The 20,715-nt window shown below is 71.4% G+C and carries 20 protein-coding genes, 1 tRNA gene and 1 pseudogene; 11 read left to right on the top strand and 11 right to left on the bottom strand.

What is annotated here, in order from left to right:
- The 3 genes from hrpA to B124_RS20620 all read left to right on the top strand — a co-directional run.
- On the top strand, positions 1-3,888 hold a 3,888-nt coding region (gene hrpA, locus B124_RS20630; RefSeq protein WP_496504363.1), incomplete at its 5' end, for an ATP-dependent RNA helicase HrpA.
- Between the two features lie 91 nt (positions 3,889-3,979).
- Positions 3,980-4,054, top strand: a tRNA-Asp gene (locus B124_RS20625).
- Positions 4,055-4,241: 187 nt separating this feature from the next.
- On the top strand, positions 4,242-4,463 hold the full coding sequence (locus B124_RS20620) for a DUF6274 family protein (protein WP_496504362.1): 222 nt from the start codon (positions 4,242-4,244) through the stop codon (positions 4,461-4,463).
- Positions 4,464-4,827: 364 nt separating this feature from the next.
- Here B124_RS20620 and bldC read toward each other — a convergent pair whose 3' ends face one another.
- Entirely contained in the window at positions 4,828-5,034 is a 207-nt protein-coding gene (bldC, locus tag B124_RS20615) for a developmental transcriptional regulator BldC (protein WP_003949541.1), read from the bottom strand.
- Between the two features lie 691 nt (positions 5,035-5,725).
- Positions 5,726-6,559: a DUF8083 family protein gene (locus B124_RS20610; RefSeq protein WP_496504361.1), complete on the bottom strand. Its 834-nt coding sequence runs from the start codon at positions 6,557-6,559 to the stop codon at positions 5,726-5,728.
- A gap of 194 nt (positions 6,560-6,753) precedes the next feature.
- Between B124_RS20610 and B124_RS20605 the strand changes: the two genes are divergently transcribed.
- A complete protein-coding gene (locus tag B124_RS20605; protein WP_496504360.1) occupies positions 6,754-7,836 on the top strand; it encodes a Leu/Phe/Val dehydrogenase in 1,083 nt (360 codons plus the stop codon).
- A 384-nt stretch (positions 7,837-8,220) separates the two neighbouring features.
- Positions 8,221-8,493: a DUF3073 domain-containing protein gene (locus tag B124_RS20600; protein WP_496504359.1), complete on the top strand. Its 273-nt coding sequence runs from the start codon at positions 8,221-8,223 to the stop codon at positions 8,491-8,493.
- A 176-nt stretch (positions 8,494-8,669) separates the two neighbouring features.
- Here B124_RS20600 and purM read toward each other — a convergent pair whose 3' ends face one another.
- The 3 genes from purM to B124_RS20585 all read right to left on the bottom strand — a co-directional run bounded on the left by purM (position 8,670) and on the right by B124_RS20585 (position 12,050).
- Positions 8,670-9,815: a phosphoribosylformylglycinamidine cyclo-ligase gene (gene purM / locus B124_RS20595; RefSeq protein ID WP_496504358.1), complete on the bottom strand. Its 1,146-nt coding sequence runs from the start codon at positions 9,813-9,815 to the stop codon at positions 8,670-8,672.
- A 75-nt stretch (positions 9,816-9,890) separates the two neighbouring features.
- On the bottom strand, positions 9,891-11,408 hold the full coding sequence (gene purF, locus B124_RS20590; protein ID WP_496504357.1) for an amidophosphoribosyltransferase: 1,518 nt from the start codon (positions 11,406-11,408) through the stop codon (positions 9,891-9,893).
- Between the two features lie 171 nt (positions 11,409-11,579).
- Positions 11,580-12,050, bottom strand: coding sequence for a GNAT family N-acetyltransferase (locus B124_RS20585; protein WP_496504356.1), 471 nt, complete (start codon positions 12,048-12,050; stop codon positions 11,580-11,582).
- 109 nt (positions 12,051-12,159) lie between these two features.
- Between B124_RS20585 and B124_RS20580 the strand changes: the two genes are divergently transcribed.
- A complete protein-coding gene (locus B124_RS20580; protein ID WP_496504355.1) occupies positions 12,160-12,507 on the top strand; it encodes a hypothetical protein in 348 nt (115 codons plus the stop codon).
- Here B124_RS20580 and B124_RS20575 read toward each other — a convergent pair.
- On the bottom strand, positions 12,504-13,688 hold the full coding sequence (locus tag B124_RS20575) for a helix-turn-helix domain-containing protein (RefSeq protein ID WP_496504354.1): 1,185 nt from the start codon (positions 13,686-13,688) through the stop codon (positions 12,504-12,506). The two genes, B124_RS20580 and B124_RS20575, sit on opposite strands and share 4 nt — an antisense overlap.
- A 148-nt stretch (positions 13,689-13,836) precedes the next feature.
- Positions 13,837-15,189: an NsdA family TPR-like regulatory protein gene (locus B124_RS20570; RefSeq protein ID WP_496504353.1), complete on the bottom strand. Its 1,353-nt coding sequence runs from the start codon at positions 15,187-15,189 to the stop codon at positions 13,837-13,839.
- Between the two features lie 303 nt (positions 15,190-15,492).
- Here B124_RS20570 and B124_RS20565 point away from each other — a divergent pair.
- A pseudogene (locus B124_RS20565) lies at positions 15,493-15,918 on the top strand (ATP-binding protein); the annotation flags it as partial.
- Here the strand turns inward: B124_RS20565 and B124_RS20560 are convergent.
- Positions 15,884-16,543 (bottom strand): cysteine hydrolase family protein, encoded by a 660-nt coding sequence (locus B124_RS20560; RefSeq protein ID WP_496504352.1) that lies wholly within the window; start codon positions 16,541-16,543, stop codon positions 15,884-15,886. The pseudogene B124_RS20565 and the gene B124_RS20560 sit on opposite strands and share 35 nt — an antisense overlap.
- Before the next feature lie 33 nt (positions 16,544-16,576).
- On the opposite strand from B124_RS20560, the gene B124_RS20555 reads away from it, so the two are divergent.
- Positions 16,577-17,107, top strand: coding sequence for a PadR family transcriptional regulator (locus B124_RS20555; RefSeq protein ID WP_496504351.1), 531 nt, complete (start codon positions 16,577-16,579; stop codon positions 17,105-17,107).
- 125 nt (positions 17,108-17,232) lie between these two features.
- Here the strand turns inward: B124_RS20555 and B124_RS20550 are convergent, their stop codons facing one another.
- Positions 17,233-17,592: a MerR family transcriptional regulator gene (locus B124_RS20550; protein WP_496504350.1), complete on the bottom strand. Its 360-nt coding sequence runs from the start codon at positions 17,590-17,592 to the stop codon at positions 17,233-17,235.
- Positions 17,593-17,735: 143 nt separating this feature from the next.
- Here B124_RS20550 and B124_RS20545 point away from each other — a divergent pair, with 143 nt between their 5' ends.
- Together B124_RS20545 and B124_RS20540 are read left to right on the top strand one after the other, a co-directional pair.
- Positions 17,736-18,056, top strand: a complete 321-nt coding sequence (locus B124_RS20545; protein WP_496504349.1) for a DMT family transporter — start codon at positions 17,736-17,738, stop codon at positions 18,054-18,056.
- 50 nt (positions 18,057-18,106) lie between these two features.
- Positions 18,107-18,511: a DMT family transporter gene (locus B124_RS20540; protein WP_496504348.1), complete on the top strand. Its 405-nt coding sequence runs from the start codon at positions 18,107-18,109 to the stop codon at positions 18,509-18,511.
- Positions 18,512-18,569: 58 nt separating this feature from the next.
- Here B124_RS20540 and B124_RS20535 read toward each other — a convergent pair whose 3' ends face one another.
- Positions 18,570-19,124, bottom strand: coding sequence for a YciI family protein (locus tag B124_RS20535; protein WP_496504347.1), 555 nt, complete (start codon positions 19,122-19,124; stop codon positions 18,570-18,572).
- Between the two features lie 130 nt (positions 19,125-19,254).
- Positions 19,255-19,983, bottom strand: a complete 729-nt coding sequence (locus B124_RS20530; protein ID WP_496504346.1) for an ArsR/SmtB family transcription factor — start codon at positions 19,981-19,983, stop codon at positions 19,255-19,257.
- A 56-nt stretch (positions 19,984-20,039) separates the two neighbouring features.
- Here B124_RS20530 and B124_RS20525 point away from each other — a divergent pair, with 56 nt between their 5' ends.
- The gene (locus B124_RS20525; RefSeq protein ID WP_496504345.1) at positions 20,040-20,696 is read left to right on the top strand and encodes a flavin reductase family protein; all 657 of its coding nucleotides are present in this window, start codon (positions 20,040-20,042) and stop codon (positions 20,694-20,696) included.
- The last annotated feature ends 19 nt before the right edge of the window (positions 20,697-20,715 follow it).

Raw genomic sequence — 20,715 nt, 5'->3', positions numbered from 1 at the left:
GCGGAGCTGACCGCCGAGCGCCGGCGCGCCGCGGTGCCCTCCGTGTCGTATCCGCAGGAGCTGCCGGTCAGCCAGAAGAAGGACGACATCCTCGCGGCCATACGCGACCACCAGGTCGTGATCGTCGCGGGCGAGACCGGGTCCGGCAAGACGACCCAGATCCCGAAGATCTGCCTGGAGCTGGGCCGCGGCGTCCGGGGCCTGATCGGTCACACGCAGCCCCGCCGCATCGCCGCCCGCACGGTCGCCGAGCGCGTCGCCGAGGAACTGCGCACCCCGCTCGGCGAGGCCGTCGGGTGGAAGGTCCGCTTCACCGACCAGGTCGGCGGCGACACCCTCGTCAAGCTCATGACCGACGGCATCCTGCTCGCCGAGATCCAGACGGACCGCGAGCTGCGCCAGTACGACACGATCATCATCGACGAGGCGCACGAGCGCAGCCTGAACATCGACTTCCTCCTCGGCTACCTCGCCCGTCTCCTCCCCCGCCGCCCCGACCTCAAGGTCGTCATCACCTCCGCGACCATCGACCCGGAGCGCTTCTCCCGGCACTTCGGCGACGCCCCGATCGTCGAGGTCAGCGGGCGTACGTACCCGGTCGAGGTGCGCTACCGCCCGCTCCTCGAAGAAGGGGCGGAAGACGCCGACCGGGACCAGATCACCGCCATCTGCGACGCCGTCGACGAACTCCAGGCCGAGGGCGACGGTGCCGGCGACATCCTCGTCTTCCTCTCCGGCGAGCGCGAGATCCGCGACACCGCGGACGCGCTCGCCAAGCAGAAGCTCCGCAACACCGAGGTCCTCCCCCTCTACGCGCGTCTCTCGCACGCCGAGCAGCACCGTGTCTTCTCCAGACACGGCGGCAGACGCGTCGTGCTGGCCACGAACGTCGCCGAGACCTCCCTGACCGTCCCCGGCATCCGGTACGTCATCGACACCGGCTTCGCCCGCATCTCCCGCTACAGCCACCGCACCAAGGTCCAGCGCCTGCCCATCGAGCCCGTCTCGCAGGCCAGCGCCAACCAGCGCAAGGGCCGCTGCGGCCGGCTCGCCGACGGCATCTGCATCCGGCTGTACTCGGAAGAGGACTTCCTCGCCCGCCCCGAGTTCACCGACGCCGAGATCCTGCGTACGAACCTGGCCTCCGTCATCCTCCAGATGACCGCCGCGGGCCTCGGCGACATCGAGAAGTTCCCCTTCATCGACCCGCCGGACAGCCGCAACATCAAGGCCGGCGTCCAGCTCCTGGAGGAGCTGCACGCGCTCGATACGGCCCAGAAAGCCCCCGGAGGGAGCAAGGGGCAGCGCCTCACCGACACCGGCCGCAAGCTCGCCCAACTGCCCGTCGACCCGCGGCTGGCCCGCATGGTGCTGGAGGCCGAGCGCAACGGCTGCGTACGCGAGGTCATGGTCATCGCCTCCGCCCTGTCCATCCAGGACCCGCGCGAGCGCCCCGCCGACAAGCAGCAGCAGGCCGACCAGCACCACGCCCGCTTCCGCGACGAGTCCAGCGACTTCGTGACGTTCCTCAACCTGTGGACGTACGTGCGCGAGCAGCAGAAGGCGCTGTCGTCGTCCGCGTTCCGCCGCATGTGCAAACGCGAGTTCCTCAACTACCTGCGCATACGGGAGTGGCAGGACATCTACTCCCAACTGCGCACCATCGCCCGCGGCATGGGCATCCACCCGGCGGACCAGGACGCGGCGCCCGTCCTGGTCCACCAGTCGCTGCTGGCGGGGCTGCTGAGCCACATCGGGCTGAAAGACACGGACGCGAAGAACGAGTATCTGGGCGCGCGCAGCGCGAAGTTCGCCGTCTTCCCCGGCTCCGCGCTCTTCAAGAAGCCGCCGCGGTGGGTCATGTCGGCCGAGCTGGTCGAGACCTCCCGGCTGTGGGCCCGGGTCAACGCGAAGGTCGAGCCCGAGTGGGTCGAGCCGCTGGCGCAGCACCTGGTCAAGCGCACGTACAGCGAGCCGCACTGGGAGAAGGACCAGGCCGCGGTCATGGCGTACGAGCGCGTCACCCTCTACGGCGTGCCGCTGGTGGCCCGGCGCAAGGTCAACTACGGCCGTATCGACGCCGAGACGTGCCGCGACCTGTTCATCCGGCACGCGCTGGTCGAGGGCGACTGGCGTACGCACCACAAGTTCTTCGCCGCCAACCGCCGCCTCCTCACCGAGGTCGAGGAGCTGGAGCACCGGGCCCGCCGCCGCGACATCCTCGTGGACGACGAGACCCTCTTCGACTTCTACGACCAGCGCGTCCCCGCGGACGTCGTCTCCGGCGCGCACTTCGACTCCTGGTGGAAGAAGAAGCAGCGCGAAGAGCCGGAGCTGCTCAACTTCGAGAAGTCGATGCTCATCAACGAGCAGGCGGAGGGCGTCACCAAGGACGACTACCCGGACTCCTGGTGGCAGGGGAAGCTGAAGCTGCGGGTGACCTACCAGTTCGAGCCGGGCACGGACGCGGACGGCGTCACCGTGCACGTACCGCTGCAGATCCTCAACCAGGTGGTCCCGGACGGCTTCGACTGGCAGATCCCGGGGCTGCGCGAGGACGTGGTCACCGAGCTGATCCGCTCGCTGCCGAAGCCGATCCGGCGCAACTATGTGCCGGCGCCGAACTACGCGAAGGCGTTCCTGGAGCGTTCGTCGCCCCCGGAGGGGCGCGGTCAGACGCAGCCGGTGCGGGAGCCGCTGACCACGGCGCTGGCGCGGGAGTTGCAGCGCATGGTGGGGGTGCCGGTCGCGGCAGAGGACTTCGACTGGGCGAAGGTGCCGGAGCATCTGAAGATCACGTTCCGGGTGACCGACGAGCGGCGGCGGAAGCTGGCGGAGTCGAAGGACCTGGAGGAGCTGCGGCTGCGGCTGAAGCCCAAGACGCAGGCGGCGATCACGCGCGCGTTCGACGAGGCGGCGGCGGGCGGCGGCCGGGGCAGCGGTCACAGCGGCGGGAAGAAGGCCCGTAGCGCCGGCTCGGAGAGCGACGGGGGCGGCCCCGCACTCGACCGCCGCACGGGCCTGACGTCCTGGACCGTCGGCACCCTCCCCCGCACCTTCGAGACCCGGCGCGGCGGCCACACCGTCAAGGCGTACCCGGCCCTGGTGGACGAGGGCGAGACCGTCGCCGTGCGGCTGTACGACACGGAGGCGGAGCAGACCGCCGCCATGTGGGCCGGCACCCGCCGCCTGATCCTGCTCCAACTGCCCTCCAACCCCGCGAAGTTCGCGAACAGCACGCTGTCCAACCAGGCGAAGCTGGCCCTCTCCCGCACCCCTCACGGGGGCGTACAGGCCCTCTTCGAGGACTGCGTCACCGCCTCCGCGGACCGGCTCATCGCAGCCCGCGGCGGGCCCGCGTGGGACGAGGAGGGCTTCCGCAAGCTCTTCGACTCCGTACGGGCCGACATCGTCGACGCCACGATGCAGACCATCCGGCAGGTGCAGGAGGTGCTGGCGGCCTGGCACGCCTGCGAGGGACGGCTGCGGGCCGTCAAGAGCCCCGTGCTGGCCGAGTCCGCGGCGGACGTACGCGAGCAGTTGGCGTGGCTGATCAAGCCGGGCTTCGTCACCGAGCACGGCGCGGGCCGGCTGCCGGACCTGCTGCGGTACCTGGTCGCGGCGGACCGCCGGCTCCAGCAGCTCCCCACCCACGCGGAGCGGGACCGGGCGCGGATGGCGAAGGTCAAGGAGATGCAGGACGAGTACGGGTGGCTGGTGGAGCAGCAGCCGCGGGGGCGGCCGGTGCCGCGGGCGGTGCGGGACGTGCGGTGGATGATCGAGGAGCTGCGGGTCAGCTACTTCGCGCACGCGCTGGGGACGGCGTATCCGGTCTCCGACAAGCGGATCATGAAGGCGGTCGACGCGCTGGTGCCGCCCACGCGGTGAGCCCTCGCGGGCGGCGTGGCGGGGGCCGGGAACCGGTTCGACCGGCGGCCTGAGCTGCTGTAGAGTCGAGCACGCGCGTTCGCGCACGCAAGGTCCTGTGGAGCAGTTTGGAGTGCTCGCCACCCTGTCAAGGTGGAGGCCGCGGGTTCAAATCCCGTCAGGACCGCAGCGCCATCGTCCGGCCCCGGCCCTTCTCGGCCGGGGCCGTTCGCGTACTTCCCGGCCGGAGGCCGCCCGCGTACGGCGCCTCATCCGTCCCACCAGTCCCCCTCCGCCACATCCGCCCTGCTCCGCGGTCTAGACCGGCTGCTCGTTTCCTTGACGGGCGTTCGGCCACTGGGTACTCAAGGCATATGACGACGACCACGCGACACGAGACGAAGGCCCTTCTGCGCGCCCATCTCTCCGCCGCCTCGTCGTACGGGCACCTCACCCCCCACTGCGCCGTCTGCAGCCGGCTGCTGCGGCTGGCCATGGAGACGGCGCCGCCCGAGATCACGGACGCGGACGACGCGGGAATCGCGGACGACGCGGCGGAGACAACCGAGCCCGAGGGAGCAACGCTCCCGGGTTAGTGCACGAGTTGACTGGGGGTCAATATCGCAGCGGTCACCGACACCGCAAGGTAAGGAGACTGTGACGGGGATCACTCAAACGATTTCGAAACAGGGGGATTTACTCCGCTCTTACGTCGGGTCAATTTTGTATGTGCCATTGCACCTGCGCCCGGACGGGCATGTGCGGCACACCGCCCCACGGCCGTCGCGTACGCGAACGGCCCCCGGCAACCGCCCCGGGGAGGGCGGCCACTGGGGGCCGTGCGGCACATCGCGCTGAACCCGGCGGAGTCCAGCGCGATCGGCGACACTGCGTCGCGTGTGGTGCAAGGGGCGTGAGCCGGGCTAGGGGGTCCCGGCCTGCCCCGGTGACGCGGGTGGGTCAGGCCTCGCTGCGCTGCTGCGGAATGCCCGCCAGCAGTGCGCGGACCTCCGCCTCGCGGTAGCGGCGATGCCCGCCGAGCGTGCGGATCGACGTGAGCTTGCCGGCCTTCGCCCAGCGCGTGACCGTCTTCGGGTCAACACGGAACATCGTGGCTACCTCGGCGGGGGTCAGCAGCGGCTCGGCGTCAGGGGTGCGAGCGGTCATGAGCGGCCTCCTCGGGAGAACCGAACCTTCTCGGTTCTTTCCTCTAAATTCTGCACCTTGACCCTCGTTGACCGATATGGCCAACGGGGGTCGAGTCGGTAATAGGACGAACGGCTTGTCCTCGGCACTACAACTACACCATCTGTCCAGCGGCGTCGGCCAAACCGATGGAATTGCCCTCTGAGGTGTTCAACCTCGACGGATCCCGCTGGACCGGGCCATAGCGGACAGTCACATCGTCGTGACGATCAGTCACAGCACCACCAGGGGCCACAAGGTCTCCCACGAGAGGATCAATGCTCGGCATTCCACCCTAAGTTGGACGGAACATACCCCATCTGGACTCCTTGCCCTATATCGTCACCCAAGCTATGCGGTGACGGCAAGACCCAGGTACGTGCTTTCCATCACGCTTGACCAAATAGCCTGGTTCGGGACCTTCGCCCCAGGGCCAAAGTCCCCAGGGGCAGGGACCGAACGACCCCTTCCGTGCCGGGGCATGGCGGGACACTAGTCCGGATTTGTTCGTCGCACTAGTGAGCGCTTGCTCAACTCCTTGCCAACGCCCCCGGCTCAGCGCTCACCCGGACCCCCGCGGGCCCCGCCGCCAGCGTCCACCGCCCACACCCGCCGCCCGGGCCCGCAGACGAGACCCGTACCCGGCCGCCGCCCGCCGCCCAGCCCGTACGCGCTAGCTGGCGAACTGCCGCTCGCGCACCACGCCCCAGCGGTCCGTCAGCCGCTGGTACGCCCGCCCGGCCCGCTCCTCGTCCCCCGCCGCCAGCGCCGCCAGGCCCTCCGCGACCTCCGCCGCGGAGCGGTCCTCGGCCAGGTGCTCCTGCGGCAGGGCGTGGACGAGCCCGCCGTAGTCCAGTTCCACCAGCGACCGCGGATGGAACTCTTCCAGCCACTTCCCGACGTCCACAAGCCCCTCGACCAGCGGCGCCGGCCCGACCGCGTCGCGCAGCGCCTTCAGCCCGCGCGCCACCCGGCGCCGGGCCTGCACCATCGGCGTGCGGTAGCGCAGCAGGGTGCGGGGGCCCGTCTCGTACTCCCGCTCCTCGTCGGAGAAGAGCACGAACCAGCGCATCGGCACCGTCCACACCGCGGACCTGATCCACGGCCGGGCGTCCGGGTTGTCGACCCGCCAGCGTGCGTGGTCGGCGAGCGCCTGTTCCCGTACGACCTCGGGCAGCGCCGCCTCCAGCACCGGCCGGGGCAGCTCGTCGACGAGTTCGTCCAGCGCCAGCCAGCTCCGCAGCCGGGTGCGCCAGGGGCAGACGCACGTCACGCCGTCCACGTCGGCGACGAACGCGTCGCCGCTCTCGTGCGCCGGGGCCACCGTCGGCGGAGTGCCGGCCAGCCCCGCCAGCGCCCGGAGCAGCTCATCCTGGCTGGTGGGGGTGGCCTCGCGGGCGGCGTAGCGATACCAGTGGGTGCGTTCGGGTTCGGGGAAGGCGGCCAGCGGCTCGTACACCCGCAGGTACGTCGCGTACGGGATCACCAGTGACGACACCACGGCCACGCCCTCTCCCCTCTCCCACGTACGTATCCGAGTCTGCCGCAGACTATGGTGCTGAGTCCTCCGGGGGGACGCCTCCGGGAACCCGAGACCCCGCCGGGGGTCCGGGAGGCCGGCACCGCTCTAGGCTTGAGCCACTACCTGCCCTCCCCCACCCCTGGAGGGCAGCAGCCCGCGACCAAACCGGAGTCACCACCGTGACCGACGTTCTCTCCACACTCTTCCGCTCCGACCAGGGCGGACATGAACAGGTTGTCCTCTGCCAGGACCGCGAGACCGGCCTGAAGGCGGTCATCGCCATCCACTCCACCGCCCTGGGCCCGGCCCTCGGCGGCACCCGCTTCCACGACTACGCCTCCGCGGACGACCCCGAGCAGGCCGCATTCCTGGACGCGCTGAACCTCTCCCGCGGCATGTCGTACAAGAACGCCATGGCCGGCCTCGGCCACGGCGGCGGCAAGGCCGTGATCATCGGTGACCCGGAGAAGGTGAAGACCGAGGAGCTGCTGCTGGCCTACGGCCGCTTCGTCGCCTCGCTCGGCGGGCGTTACGTCACCGCGTGCGACGTCGGCACGTACGTCCACGACATGGACGTCGTGGCCCGGACGAACCGGTGGACCACCGGCCGCTCGCCCGAGAACGGCGGCTGCGGCGACTCCTCGGTGCTGACGTCGTTCGGCGTCTTCCAGGGCATGCGCGCGGTGGCCGAGCACTTGTGGGGCACGCCGTCGCTGCGCGGGCGGCGGGTCGGCATCGCCGGGGTCGGCAAGGTGGGGCACATCCTCGTGGACCACCTGATCGAGGACGGCGCGGAGGTCGTGATCACCGACGTGCGGGCGGCGTCGGTCGAGCAGGTGCTGGCGGCCCACCCCGGCGTCGCGGTCGTGGCGGACACGGACGCGCTGATCCGCGAGCCGCTGGACGTGTACGCGCCGTGCGCGCTGGGCGGCGCGCTCAACGACGACACGGTGCCGGTCCTCGCCGCGAAGGCCGTCTGCGGCGCGGCGAACAACCAGCTCGCGCACCCGGGTGTGGAGAAGGACCTGGCCGACCGCGGCATCCTCTACGCCCCCGACTACGTGGTCAACGCGGGCGGCGTCATCCAGGTCGCCGACGAGCTGCACGGCTTCGACATGGACCGGGCGCGGGCGAAGGCCGCGGGGATCTTCGACACGACGGTGGAGATATTCCATCGGGCGGCGTCCGACGGCGTGCCCCCGGCGGTGGCCGCGGACCGGATCGCGGAGCAGCGCATGGCGGAGGCCCGGCGGAGCGGCTGACCGGCGGGGCGACCGACCGGCTGACCGGCTGAGCGGCCGTACGCCGCTTGCCCGCCCCGCGCACACCGGGGCGGGCGCGGCGACGTGTGCACCTTCACCAAGGCATTCGCCAAGGCAAATCAGCGACGTTGCGTAACGCATGTCACCCCCACGCGGCGGGTCGCTCCTCGTCAGACGATAGAATCGGGCCTGACCAGCGGGGACGCGGGCTTCACCGGGATCGGCGGCGGGGCCCGTGGTGCCTACGACGTACCGTCAGGGTGCAGAAACAGGTACCGTTGAACCCCGATGGACGGTCCCTCTCTCATCGAGGGTCCGCTTCCGATCATGAACGCGTATCAGACTCTGGGGCCATCGAGCCCCGTCGTTTGAGGGGGTCGACCCATGGGGCGCGGCCGGGCCAAGGCCAAGCAGACGAAGGTCGCCCGCCAGCTGAAGTACAGCAGCGGTGGGACTGACCTCTCACGCCTTGCCGAAGAGCTGGGCGCATCGACGGCGAAGCCGCCGTCGAACGGTCAACAGCAACAGCAGCAGCAAGTCGAGGAAGAGTCGCCCGACGACGACCTGTACGCACGCTACGCGGAGCTGTACGAGGACGAGGACGACGAGGACGGCGAGGACTCGGCCGGCTCGTCGGAGCAGCGTCGCGGCGCCTGAACCTCAGGCAGCAAATCGGAGCTCGGCTCGGGGACACCCCCGGACGGGCCCTTTTTGCTGCTGTTTTGCTCCGTTTTTGCTGCCGGAACCGGCGGCGTACGGACCGATAGCCGCACCCGCACTCTTCCCGGGCACCGCGGTGGCCGGGTGAGCCACAGGCGTCACGGCCGGCGCTCTCAGCGGGCATAGTCCCCCGTCAGCTCGACACCGCCCACCTCCGCCCCCGCCTCGTCCACGCCGCGCACCTCGCCGGCGACCCAGGCGTCGACCCCGCGGTCCGCGAGCAGCGCCAGCGTGACGTCGACCGACGCCGGCGGCACGACGGCGACCATGCCGACGCCCATGTTCAGCGTCCGCTCCAGCTCCGCCCGCTCGACCCGGCCCACCTCCCCGACCACGTCGAAGACGGCACCCGGCGCCCACGTCGTACGGTCGACGACGGCGCGCAGGCCGTCCGGCACGACCCGGGCCAGGTTGCTGGCGAGCCCGCCGCCCGTGACGTGCGAGAAAGCGTGCACCTCGGTGGCGCGCAGCAGCGCGAGGCAGTCCAGCGAGTAGATCTTCGTCGGCTCCAGCAGCTCCTCGCCGAGCGTGCGGCCGAACTCTGGCACCGCCCGGTCCAGCGCCCACCCTGCCCGGTCCAGCAGAATGTGGCGTACCAGCGAGTACCCGTTGGAGTGCAGGCCCGAGGAGGCCATCGCGACGACCGCGTCACCCGCGCGGATGCGCTCGGCGCCCAGCACCGCGTCCGCCTCGACCACGCCGGTGCCGGCGCCGGCCACGTCGTACTCGTCCGGGCCCAGCAGCCCGGGGTGCTCCGCCGTCTCGCCGCCGACCAGCGCGCAGCCGGCCAGCACGCAGCCCTCGGCGATGCCCTTGACGATCGCCGCGACCCGCTCGGGGACCACCTTGCCGACGCAGATGTAGTCCGTCATGAACAGCGGCTCGGCGCCCGTGACGACCAGGTCGTCCACGACCATGGCGACCAGGTCGTGCCCGATCGTGTCGTGCACGTCCATGCGCTGCGCGACCGCGACCTTCGTCCCCACGCCGTCGGTCGCGGAGGCCAGCAGGGGGCGCTCGTAGCGCTTGAGCACGGAGGCGTCGAAGAGGCCGGCGAAGCCGCCGAGCGCGCCGACCGACTCCGGCCGCCGGGCCTTCTTCACCCACTCCTTCATCAGCTCGACGGCGCGGTCACCGGCCTCGATGTCGACACCCGCCGCCGCATAGGAGGCGGCGCCGGGGGCAGCAGCGCCGGGGGCAGCAGCGCCGGGGGCGGCAGCGCCGGGGGCGGCGGCGGGGGGCTGGCTGGCACCAGACATGGCGTTGGGGTCCTCCGGGTCGTTCGGTGCGTCAAGAACGGCATGCACAGCCGGCAGCGGGCGCTGAGCCGGGCGCTACGGGCGGCGCAGGGCGTCGGCGGCGTCACGCCCGCCGGCGACCTCGGTCTCCAGCAGGTGCTTGCCCAGCAGCTCCGGGTCGGGCAGCTCCATCGGGTACTCGCCGTCGAAGCAGGCGCGGCAGAGGTTGTTCTTGGGGATGCCGGTGGCCTCGATCATCCCGTCGGTCGAGATGTACGCGAGCGAGTCCGCGCCCAGCGACTGCCCGATCTCCTCGACCGACGCGCCGTTGGCGATCAGCTCGGCGCGGGTGGCGAAGTCGATGCCGAAGAAGCACGGCCACTTGATCGGCGGCGACGAGATGCGCACGTGCACCTCGGCGGCGCCGGCCTCGCGGAGCATCCGTACCAGCGCACGCTGCGTGTTCCCGCGGACGATGGAGTCGTCCACGACGACGAGGCGCTTGCCGCCGATGACCTCCTTCAGCGGGTTCAGCTTCAACCGGATGCCGAGCTGCCGGATGGTCTGGGAGGGCTGGATGAAGGTGCGGCCCACGTAGCTGTTCTTGACCAGCCCGGCCCCGTACGGAATGCCGCTGGCCTCCGCGTAGCCGATGGCGGCGGGTGTGCCGGACTCTGGTGTGGGTATCACGAGATCGGCGTCGGCGGGGGCCTCGGCGGCGAGCTTGCGGCCCATCTCGACGCGGGAGAGGTAGACGTTCCGGCCGGCGATCTCGGTGTCGGGGCGGGCCAGGTACACGTACTCGAAGACGCAGCCCTTGGGCTTTGCTTTGGCGAATCGACTGGAGCGCAGCCCGTTCTCGTCGATGGCGATCAGCTCGCCCGGCTCCACCTCGCGGATGAAGCTGGCCCCGACGATGTCCAGACCGGCGCTCTCCGACGCCACCACCCAGCCCCGGTCCAGCCGCCCGAGCACGAGCGGCCGGACGCCCTGCGGGTCGCGGGCGGCGTAGAGCGTCTGCTCGTCCATGAAGACGAGGCTGAACGCGCCCTTGACCCGCGGCAGCACCAGCGGCGCGGCCTCCTCCACGGTCAGCGGCTTGCCGTCGTCGTCGACCTGCCCGGCGAGCAGCGCGGTCACGAGGTCGGTGTCGTTGGTCGCCGCCGCCCTGCCGCTGCGCGACGCCCCGTCCGGGGGCAGCGCGGCGACCATCTCGGCCAGCTCGGCGGTGTTGACGAGGTTGCCGTTGTGGCCGAGCGCGAGCGACCCGTGGGGGGTGGCCCGGAAGGTGGGCTGCGCGTTCTCCCACACGGAGGCGCCGGTGGTCGAGTAGCGGGCGTGCCCCACGGCGATGTGGCCCTGCAGGGAGCCGAGGGAGGTCTCGTCGAAGACCTGCGAGACCAGGCCCATGTCCTTGAAGACGAGGATCTGTGAACCGTTGCTCACCGCGATACCCGCGGACTCCTGTCCCCGGTGTTGCAGTGCATACAGTCCGAAGTAGGTGAGCTTGGCGACCTCCTCACCCGGGGCCCAGACGCCGAAGACGCCGCAGGCGTCCTGGGGGCCCTTCTCGCCGGGAAGCAGGTCGTGGTTGAGTCGTCCGTCACCACGCACAAGACCACTGTAACCCGTCTGGATCTGAACCAGACGAGCCAGGTGACCCGCGGCCCTGCCCCGCGGGGGGCCTCTTCCTGGGGCGCAGCCCGAAGATCGGGCGCCCACACGGGGGTGTGCCCCGTACGGACAGTGAGGCTTGTCACTGTCGCCACCGGCGCTCTCGACGCGTCAGGCGAGCTTCTTGTGCATCTTGACCGTGGTCGTCTCGTAGCCGAGCGACCCGTACAGGCCGCGGGCACCAGTGTTGAACCCGAAGACGCTGAGGCCGAGGGTGTGAGCGCCCTGCGACCGCGCGTACTCCTCGCCCAGGACCATGGCCCTGCGCCCGAAGCCCCGGCCGCGCTTGTCGTCGTCGATGACGATGTCCCAGACCCACCAGGCCCCGGCGTCGTCACTCTGGTCCGGTCCGATCCAGAGGTACCCGACGGCCACCCCGGCGTCGTCGACCACGTCGAAGACCACGTGCCCGGGGAGGGGTGCGCCGGAGGGAAAGGAGCGGGCCATGCTCTCGTCCGCCTGCCGGCGGGCGGCCTCGGGGGTCTGGCCGGTGGTAACGAGGTCTCTGGCGTACTCGTCGCGACTGCGCTCGAACCAGGCGGGAAAGAGCCGGGAGTCCAGGTGGCGGAGGGTGACGGGCATGAGATCAGCTTCCCATGCCGCCGACGCGCCGCACCCGCGGGCCGACTGCCCACCCCTGACGGCTTCCAGGATCGAGAATGGAACCACGTTGCCGACCGGGAGGCTTTCCGTGCACGCCGTCATCGTCTGGTGGGACCTGGCCGACTCCGGCCAGACCATTGAATCCCTGCGCCACTATCTGCGCGAGGAGTCCGTCTCCGCCTTCGCGGACGTACCCGGACTTCGCTTCAAAATGTGGCTCTCCGACTCCGATACCGACAGGTGGGGAGCGGTGCTGCTGTGGGAGTCGGAGGAGGCGTCCCGGCAGCCGCTGCCGAGCCGCGCGGTCGAACTGATCGGGTACGAGCCGACCGTTGCGCACGAGTTCGACGTGGAGGCCACCGTCGAAGGCCGCTTCGCGGTAGAGCAACTCGCCCTGCGCGGCCTGGCCTTCCCCGGAGGAAGCGCCGACGTCTAGAGCGTCATGCCGGACAGTTTCGAGAGCCTGAGCAACTGCGCATTGCTGCGCCGGTGCAGCGACGACAGCACACGGAAAACCTCGCGGCCCATCGGATGGATGCGCGCCATCTGCGGCGCCGTGTCCCAGGCCATCGACAGGCTCTCCAGCGCGGCGTCACGGTCTCCGGTGTCGAGTTGGGCGCGGGCCACGTTGATGTACGTCGGTGCGATCCGGGTGGGCGGCAGGCCGTCCAGCGCGGCGGCGAGATTGTCGGTCAGCGCGAGCGCGGCGCGTGGTCTGCCGAGGTCCACGCGGGTCGCAAGCTCGTGCGTGAAGACGTTCTGCGGACCGACGGTCAACCCGTGTACGTCCATGTCCCGGCCGATGCCGGACGCCGCATGCCGGGCGGCGCGTACGTGGCGCTCGGCTTCGCGCCGCCCCTCGCGTTTGTCGTCGAGCCGGCCGGCCAGCGTCATGCCGCGCAGCGCCAGCACGCACATGGCGATGTCCCGGTCGGCTCCGCCGAGATCCGACTGCGCGTCGGCGATCGCCCGGTCGACCACCGTCAGCCCGCGCTCGACGTCGCCGAAGTTGAGGTACGTCCCGGCCCGGTCCCGCGCCGCGATGGCCGAACCCAGCGGGTTGGGCTGCTGCTCGACGGCCCACCGCTCACGCGCCACCGCCAGCTCCGCCAGGTCCATCCACCGGTGCCGGGCGGCCAGCCAGTACACGCTGCTGTACGCCTCGGCCAGCGCCATCCACGCGGCGGCGGTGTTCTCTGCGTGCGCGTACGCGGTCGCCTGCCGCACCAGCCCCGGCAGCAGCGCCAGCAACGCCCGCACGTCCACCGCGTCGCGGTACGCCCCGGCCCCCGCAAGCCCGGCCGCGACCCGGTCTCCGGCGACGGCCCGGCCGTCCGGCAGGTCGTAGTCGCGCAGGGCAGCCCGCAGCGCGGCAAGCTGCACGCCCGCCCGCTGCCCGCTGACGCCGGCCCGGCCCAGCACGGCGTCCATGGTCACGCCCAGCGCCTTGCCGACCGCGGCGGCGACGGCGGGCGTGAGCGTACGGTCGCCGACCTCGATCTTGCTCAGCAGCGAGACGGACACCGACGCCCGCCGCGCGAGCGTCACCTGTGACCACCCGTGCGCCGTCCGCAACGCTTTGAGGTTCGCGCCCGGAGGCAGATCCGTCGTGCTCATGAGTCCAATCTCCCGCAGTCCGACGGTGGAGAAAAACGGTCGTAACTCGCGGTAACCCCCTTGCCGAATCGGATCAAATCGCCCACTGGCTCCGAGATTTGCCTCGCGGCAGTGCGGGCGCCCCGGCCGGGGATGGCTGGCTCGGCGACTACGCCGCCGCGACCAGTTCGCGTGCTCGTTCGTTGAAGTCGGCGACCAGTGGACTCTTCCCGAACGGTCGCATCCGCCGTTGCAGATCCTGCACGGCCTCGACCGCGCGCGATGACTTGACCTGCCTGGCCAGCGAGAGTGTGCGCACCCCGGCCGCGTACGCGGAGTCCAGGTCGCGCTCCTGGAGGTGCGACGCCGCGAGTGCCGCTTGTGACATGGCTCCGCGGCGGGCGCGCTTCTGCTTTTTCGCGTGGCCGATGGACCGGCGCGCGTGCTCCCCTGCCGCCGCCGGATCGCCCAGGTCACGAAAGGTGTTGGCGTGCTCACCGTGCAGGTAGGCGGGATCGATGAACGCCGCCCAGTCCGGCTCCTTGTCCAGGTGCACCCGCTCGTACGCCGTCTCCGAGCGCGCAACGGCGCGAGCAGCCGCGGTGCTCTCGCCGAGCAGGGCGAGCGCGCGTGCCTCCAGACACCACAGGTCCGCCAGACATGCCGGCGAGGTGGTATGCGACAGCCCGTGACGACCCGCCTGCGCCAGCCTGCGCCCCTCCGCGGGATTGCCGAGAAGCGTGGCCTGGTCTGCCATGCCTGCGAGCACGTGCGCGCCCAGCGCAGCGTTCTCCGACTCCTGCGCGAGCCGGAGCGACTGGATCAGGTAGCGCTGTGCGGTGCCTTGCTCGCCGTTGTCGTAGGCCATCCACCCCAGCAGATAGGTCTGCTCGGAAGCAGCCTCGCACAGCGCTCGGCGCACGTCGCGCTTGTGCGCACGGTGGAGCAGTGGGTAGACGTGCTGCGTCATGTACTCGGCGAGCACGAGCCTGCCCGACCCGCCGCCTTGGAAGATGTCCATGCGCTGAAAAGTCACGAACATGTTCTTGACCGCGGTCACGTCCTCAAGACGTACCTGCGGGCCCGGCGCCGGATTCTGCTCCAGCGTGCTCAGCAGCCAGTCCCGCGAGGGGCCCACACCGGCCGCGGCGGTAAACGGTGCACCGGCGAGGAACTTGCGTCGATCCACGTCCGCCCTCCCCAAGTCTGCGACTACGTCAACGGTAGCCATGAACGACCGGTTGTACACGAGCGCCGCATCGCCGACGGAGCTGTCCCCGAGCCCGAGGTCGTAGGTCGTCACGCGGAACCCGAAGCGCTCGGAGAACACGGCAGCGATGACGTCTGGGATCGGTGACCGGGGCTTTTCGCCTTCGAGCCAGCAACGTACGCGCGTAGTCGATGGGGAGATATGCGGCTGCCCCCAGGCGCGGGCCTTCGCTTTCACCAGCCGCGCCAACTCGCCCCGGCTCACCCCGGATTGGCCCAGCCACCGCGCAAGATCCTCGTTCGGCGATTTCATCGTCACAGCCTCCCGACGCGACAGGGGAGCGAAACGACACCTTTCGGCACCCCTTCAGACAGTACCGGCACCCGTGTCACGGATGTTGCCTAGTCGTACGAACTCACCACTTCGCGGGAGGGCATCACTATGACCAGCAGCGCGACGCCTGTCGACGGCCACCCAGAAGGGACCGGCGACTCTTTCACGCCCCTTCCGCGCAGAGCCCGGGGCGCGAGTCTCGATCGCCATGGCCGGATCGCTGGTGCGGGCCCGGCGGCGGATCCGCCCGGTGCTGGGGGCGGCGACGGGCTCGCCGGGAAGCGGCAGTTCGCCCGTAGGGCGAGGGCGGTGGGGCGTGCGCGGGACTTCGTCGCCAGCGTGCTCGCCTCCGCGGTCGACGCCAAGACCGCCGACGACATCCGCCTGTGCGTCTCCGAACTCGCCACCAACGCCGTCCGGTACGGGCCGCGCGGCCGGGACTTCCTCGTCCAGGTCGCCACCCGCGACAACGCCGTACGGATCGAAGTGCACGACGCCGGGGACGCTGGCCCCCGCCTGTGCGCACCCGCCCACGACGACTGCCACGGCCGCGGCCTCCACGTCGTCGCGGCCCTCGCCGACGACTGGGGCGTCAGCGGCCGCACCGGGCCCGGCAAGGCGGTCTGGGCCGAGTTCAGGGTCGGCGGTCGACCGTCCCCGCAGGGCGCCGCGGTCACGCCGCGGCTGCCGCGGCCAAGCGCTCGGTGATCTCCTCGGCCGTCAGGACCAGCGCGAAGCCCTTGCGCAGGACCGCGAGTTCGGGTTCCTGGCGGGACTCGTCGTCGGTGGCCGTGACGTCGGAGCCGAAGACGACCTCGTAGCCGCGTTCGTACGCCTGCCGGGCCGTGGTGCCGCAGCAGTAATTCGTGAGCGTGCCCGTGACGATGACCGTGTCGCGGCCGAGGTTGCGCAGCATCGTGTCGAGCGGGGTGTCGTAGAACGCGCCGTAGGAGGGCTTGCGGATCACCGGCTCCTCGGGGCGGCGGCCCATGGGGGCCCAGACCTCGGCGGGGGCCGGGCGGCGCCAGTCGGTGGCGGCGTGCGGGAGGAACCGCAGGGCATGGGGGCGGTCCAGGCCGAGGTGGGTGTCGTCGAAGATGGTCCAGATCACGGGGACGGCGGCGGCCCGACAGGCGGCGACCAGGCGTTGCAGGCGGGGTGCCATCCGGGTGGCCGCGGGGACCCAGTACGGGCTCCAGCCGGGGCGGACGAACTCGTCCTGCATGTCGATGACCAGCAGCGCTGTCCGTTCGGGTCGTACGTCGAAGGACGCCCGGCCGCTCTCGTAGGCCGTACGCGCCCGCGCCGTCACCCACTCCTCTGTGTACGTCATGACCACTCCATCGATTCGAGGTACCTCGTTTCGATGTGCGAGAGTAACACCATGCTCGAACTCGCGATCCTGGGATTCCTGGCCGAGGAGCCGCTCCACGGCTACCAGCTACGCCGCCGCATCACCCACCTGTCCGGCCACGCCCGGCCGGTCAGCGACGGCAGCCTCTACCCCGCGATCAACCGGCTGGTCCGGGCCGGGCTGCTCGACCGGCGGACCGAGCCGGGCGCCTCCGCCGCCCAGCGGCACACGCTGAGCCTCACCGGCGCCGGCCGCGGCGAGCTGCTGCGCCGGCTGCGGGAGGCCGACGGCCTGGACGTGAGCGACAGCAGCCGGTTCTTCACCGTCCTGGCCTTCCTCTCCCACCTGCCCGGCACCGCCGACCAGCACGCGGTGCTGCGTCGCCGGCTGGACTTCCTGGAACAGCCGGCAAGCTTCTTCCACGACGGCGACCGCCCGCTGGGCGCCGAGGACACGGACGACCCGTACCGGCGCGGCATGCTCACCATCGCCCGCGCCACCAGCCGCGCGGAGAGGGCCTGGCTGCGGGAGACGCTGGGCTGACACGGCACCGGCCGTGACTGACATGGGTCCGGAAATTCCCGGCCCGACCGGCCCGGCAGGGCGGGGCGGGGCGGCCCGGGCCGGGCCGGGCGAATCCCGTACGCGGCGACGGTGGCCGGGCCCGGTTACGGGGCTTCGCCGACCAGCGCCGTTTCGTTGTGGAGCGCCCGCAAGGTGTCGAGTTCGCGGTCGATGTCGCGCCGCTTGGCCTCAAGCCGCTCGACTTCCTGGGCAAGCAGCCGCTCCATCACGCCCGTGCGCTCCTCCGGCGGGGCCTCCAGGCACGGGAGCAGTTCGTTGATGGTGGCGCTGGTCAGTCCGGCGGCCAACAGGTGCTGGATCATCAGGACCCGCTCGACCATGGCGCTGTCGAAGTCGCGCCACCCGCCGGAGGTGCGCTGGGAGCAGATGAGGCCCTGCTCCTCGTAATACCGCAGGGAGCGCGCGCTGACGCCGGTCGCAGCTCCCAGTTCACCGATGCGCATCAGACCTCCTTGCGGTTGTCCGCCGGCACCCATTCTTGCAGTTGACACCGGTGTGAAGTGCCACGATCCACCCGCCCCGAAGCAACGCCACGCCGATCCGGCTGCACCGCCCCCGGCACTCACCCGCCCGAAGGACACCCACCATGCACTGGCTCTTTCTCGCCCTCGCCGTCGTCTTCGAGATCGCCGTCGCCCTGTCCGCCGGCAAGGCACAGGGCTTCACCCGCCCCGCCTGGACGACCGCCACGCTGCTCAGCGGCGGCATCGCCACCTACCTCCTCAGCCGGGCGCTGCTGACCTTCGACGTCGGCGTCGGCTACGCCCTGTGGACCTCCGTCGCCGGCGTCGGGATCGTCGTCCTCGGCGCCGCCCTCTTCGGTCAGCGCCTGGGCTGGCGCAAGCTGCTCGGCATCGCCGCGGTCATCGCCGGAGTCGTCGGCCTGCAGCTCAGCGGCGCGGCGTGACCTCCCGGCCCGGCAGCCCCCGTACGACGTATCGGAAAGGCAGGACCCGCATGTCCGGCGACCACGCCACCGCCCGCCAGAACGTCACCGCCCGGAGCGACCGCGCACGGGCGTGGCTCACCCTCCTCCTCGCCGGCGCCTTCGAGGTCGGCTACGCCCTCACCGTGGGCGGCAGCGAAGGATTCACCGTGCTCTCGTGGTCACTCGTCGCGGTCGTCTTCTTCCTCCTGACGCTCTTCGCGCTGAGCGTCGCCCTGCGCACCATCGACGTGGGCATCGGGTACGCCGTGTGGGCGGGGATCGGCGCCGTCGGGGCCGCCCTGCTCGGCCCCGTCTTCTTCGACGAGACACTCACCGCCGGCAAGGCCCTCTGGCTCACCGTGATCATCGGGGGCGTCGTCTGGCTCAAGCTCGCCGACGGCCCCGGCCGGACCACGCCGCCCGCCGGCCCGTGACGACCGCGGGGCGTCCGGCGGGCGGCGGACGGCGGGCGGGTGAGGGCCGACGGCCGGGTCAGGACGGACGGCCGCCGGACTGCCAGTCGTGCACCTCGACGTCCGCGTACGCGTCCGCCGTCAGGACCGCCCGCGCCGCGTCCGCGTCCGGGGCCCGTACCAGCGCGGCCGTGCCCAGCCAGGCGGCGCCGTCGTCGGACAGCAGCGGCCCGTACGCGATCAGCTCGTCCCGCTCCCGCGGCGGTTCGAGGTCGAAGGGCTCCCCCGCGCCGAGGCCCAGCACCAGGTACCGGCTGCCGCCCGTCCGGCCGCCGGGGAAGTCCCACATCGTGCGGCCCAGCGCGTTGCGCCAGCGGCGCAGCAGCACGTCGCGGTACGCGCCCGCCTGGTAGCCGGGTTCGTCGAAGGCGAACGCGCGGGCGGTGGCGGCGTCCGGCAGGTCGAGGATGTGCACGCTGCCGGTGGGTATGTCGTGGTCGTCGGCGCTCAGCGTCGGACCGCGGGCGATCATCTCCGCCCCGTACCGGTCCATGTAGGACCAGTGCTCTTCCAGCAGCTCCATGCGCAGCGGCAGGGATCCGGGCCGGTCACGGTGGTAGCAGAAGAACTCCATGGCCCCAGTCTGCCGGGGCGGCGGCAACACCGTCGCGAGCAGCTACGACCCGTACCAGGATCCCCCACCCGGCGGCGCGCACACTGACCACCACCCGCCCGCCACGCGGTCCGCCATCGACCGGAACCGCTCATTCCCGCAAGAGGAGATCATCGGTGACGCCGAGGTGGCGACGCAGCTCCCGGCGGCCGAGTGCGGTGAAGGCCACCGCGCGCGTGGTGCCGATACGGGTGATCCACTCCGCGTCGAGTGCGTGGCGGCACAGGGCCGCGCCGACGGCGCCCGCCAGATGGGGCCGGCGCTCCGTCCAGTCCAGGCACGACCGCACCGCCGGCCGGCGCGTGCCGACGGGGACGGTGACGCCGAGGTCTGCGAGCCAGGCCGCCCCGGCGGAGGTGAGGCGAAGGCCGTGTTCCAGATCCAGCAGGTCCCGCTCGATCATGGCGTCGGTGAGGGCGACCCCGGCTCTGCCGGCGAGGTGGTCGTAGCAGGTACGGGCGTGCGCGAGGGCCTTGCGGCGGCCCGTGGCCGACAGGGACCGGGGGGCCGGGGTGCGGTCGGGTGCCATGGCCGCGAGGCTCTCGATCAGCTCGGCGACATGCGGTCCTGCCAGCCGTACGTAGCGGTGGCGGCCCTGCCGTTCCTCGACCAGCAGGCTGCCGCGTACGAGCAGGTGCAGATGCTCGGTCGCGGTGGAGGGCGCCACCCCGGCATGGCGCGCCAGCTCCGTCGCCGTCCATGCCCGGCCGTCGAGCAGGGCCAGGCAGAAGCCGGCCCGGGTGCCGTCGCCCAGAAGCCTGGCTACGGCGGCCAGGTCGGGGCCTGCTCCAGGCGCGCGCCTCGTGTCCATGCGGTCCATTGTCGCCCGGGACGCTTCGGCGTCTGCCGAAACGACCGGAACCTAGCCTGCCCGCCATGCACGCAGAGATTCCCAGCGCCCCGCCCGCCAAGGCCGTCGCCACCCACCTGGAGATCGAACCGAGCATCCTCTACTTCGGGACGCCCGTGGTGCTCCTGACGACGGAGAACGAGGACGGCTCGGTCAACCTCGCCCCGATATCGTCCGCGTGGGCACTCGGGCGGACCGTCGTCATCGGGCTGGGCGAGGAGGGTCAGACCGCGCACAACCTCGCCAGCAGACCCGACGTGGTGATCAGCCTGCCCGCCCCCGAGCAGTGGCCGGCGGTGGCGCGGCTGGCGCCGCTGACCGGCCGGAATCCCGTGCCTTCGACGAAACCCGAGGGGTGCCGGTTCGAGCCCGGCAAGTTCGCCGCGGCGGGCCTGACCGGCGAGCCGTCCCACCTGGTCCGGCCGCCTCGCGTCGCCGAATGCCCGATCCAGTTGGAGGCCCGGGCCGCGCGGCTGCTGCCGGCCGCCGCCGGGGGATTCGTCATCGTCGAGACCGTCGTACGCAAGGTCCACGCCGACCCCCGCATCGTCGTTCCCGGCACCGACCACATCGACCCCGCCGCCTGGAGTCCCCTCATCTACAACTTCCGCCACTACTTCGGGCTCGGCCCGGAACTCGGCCATTCCTACCGCACGCAGACACCCCGCCGGTCACGGCTCTAGCCTCCGCGCAGGCCGCTGT

This window comes from Streptomyces sp. CNP082 (assembly GCF_059570535.1).
This window is presented reverse-complemented; position numbering and strand designations above follow the sequence as displayed.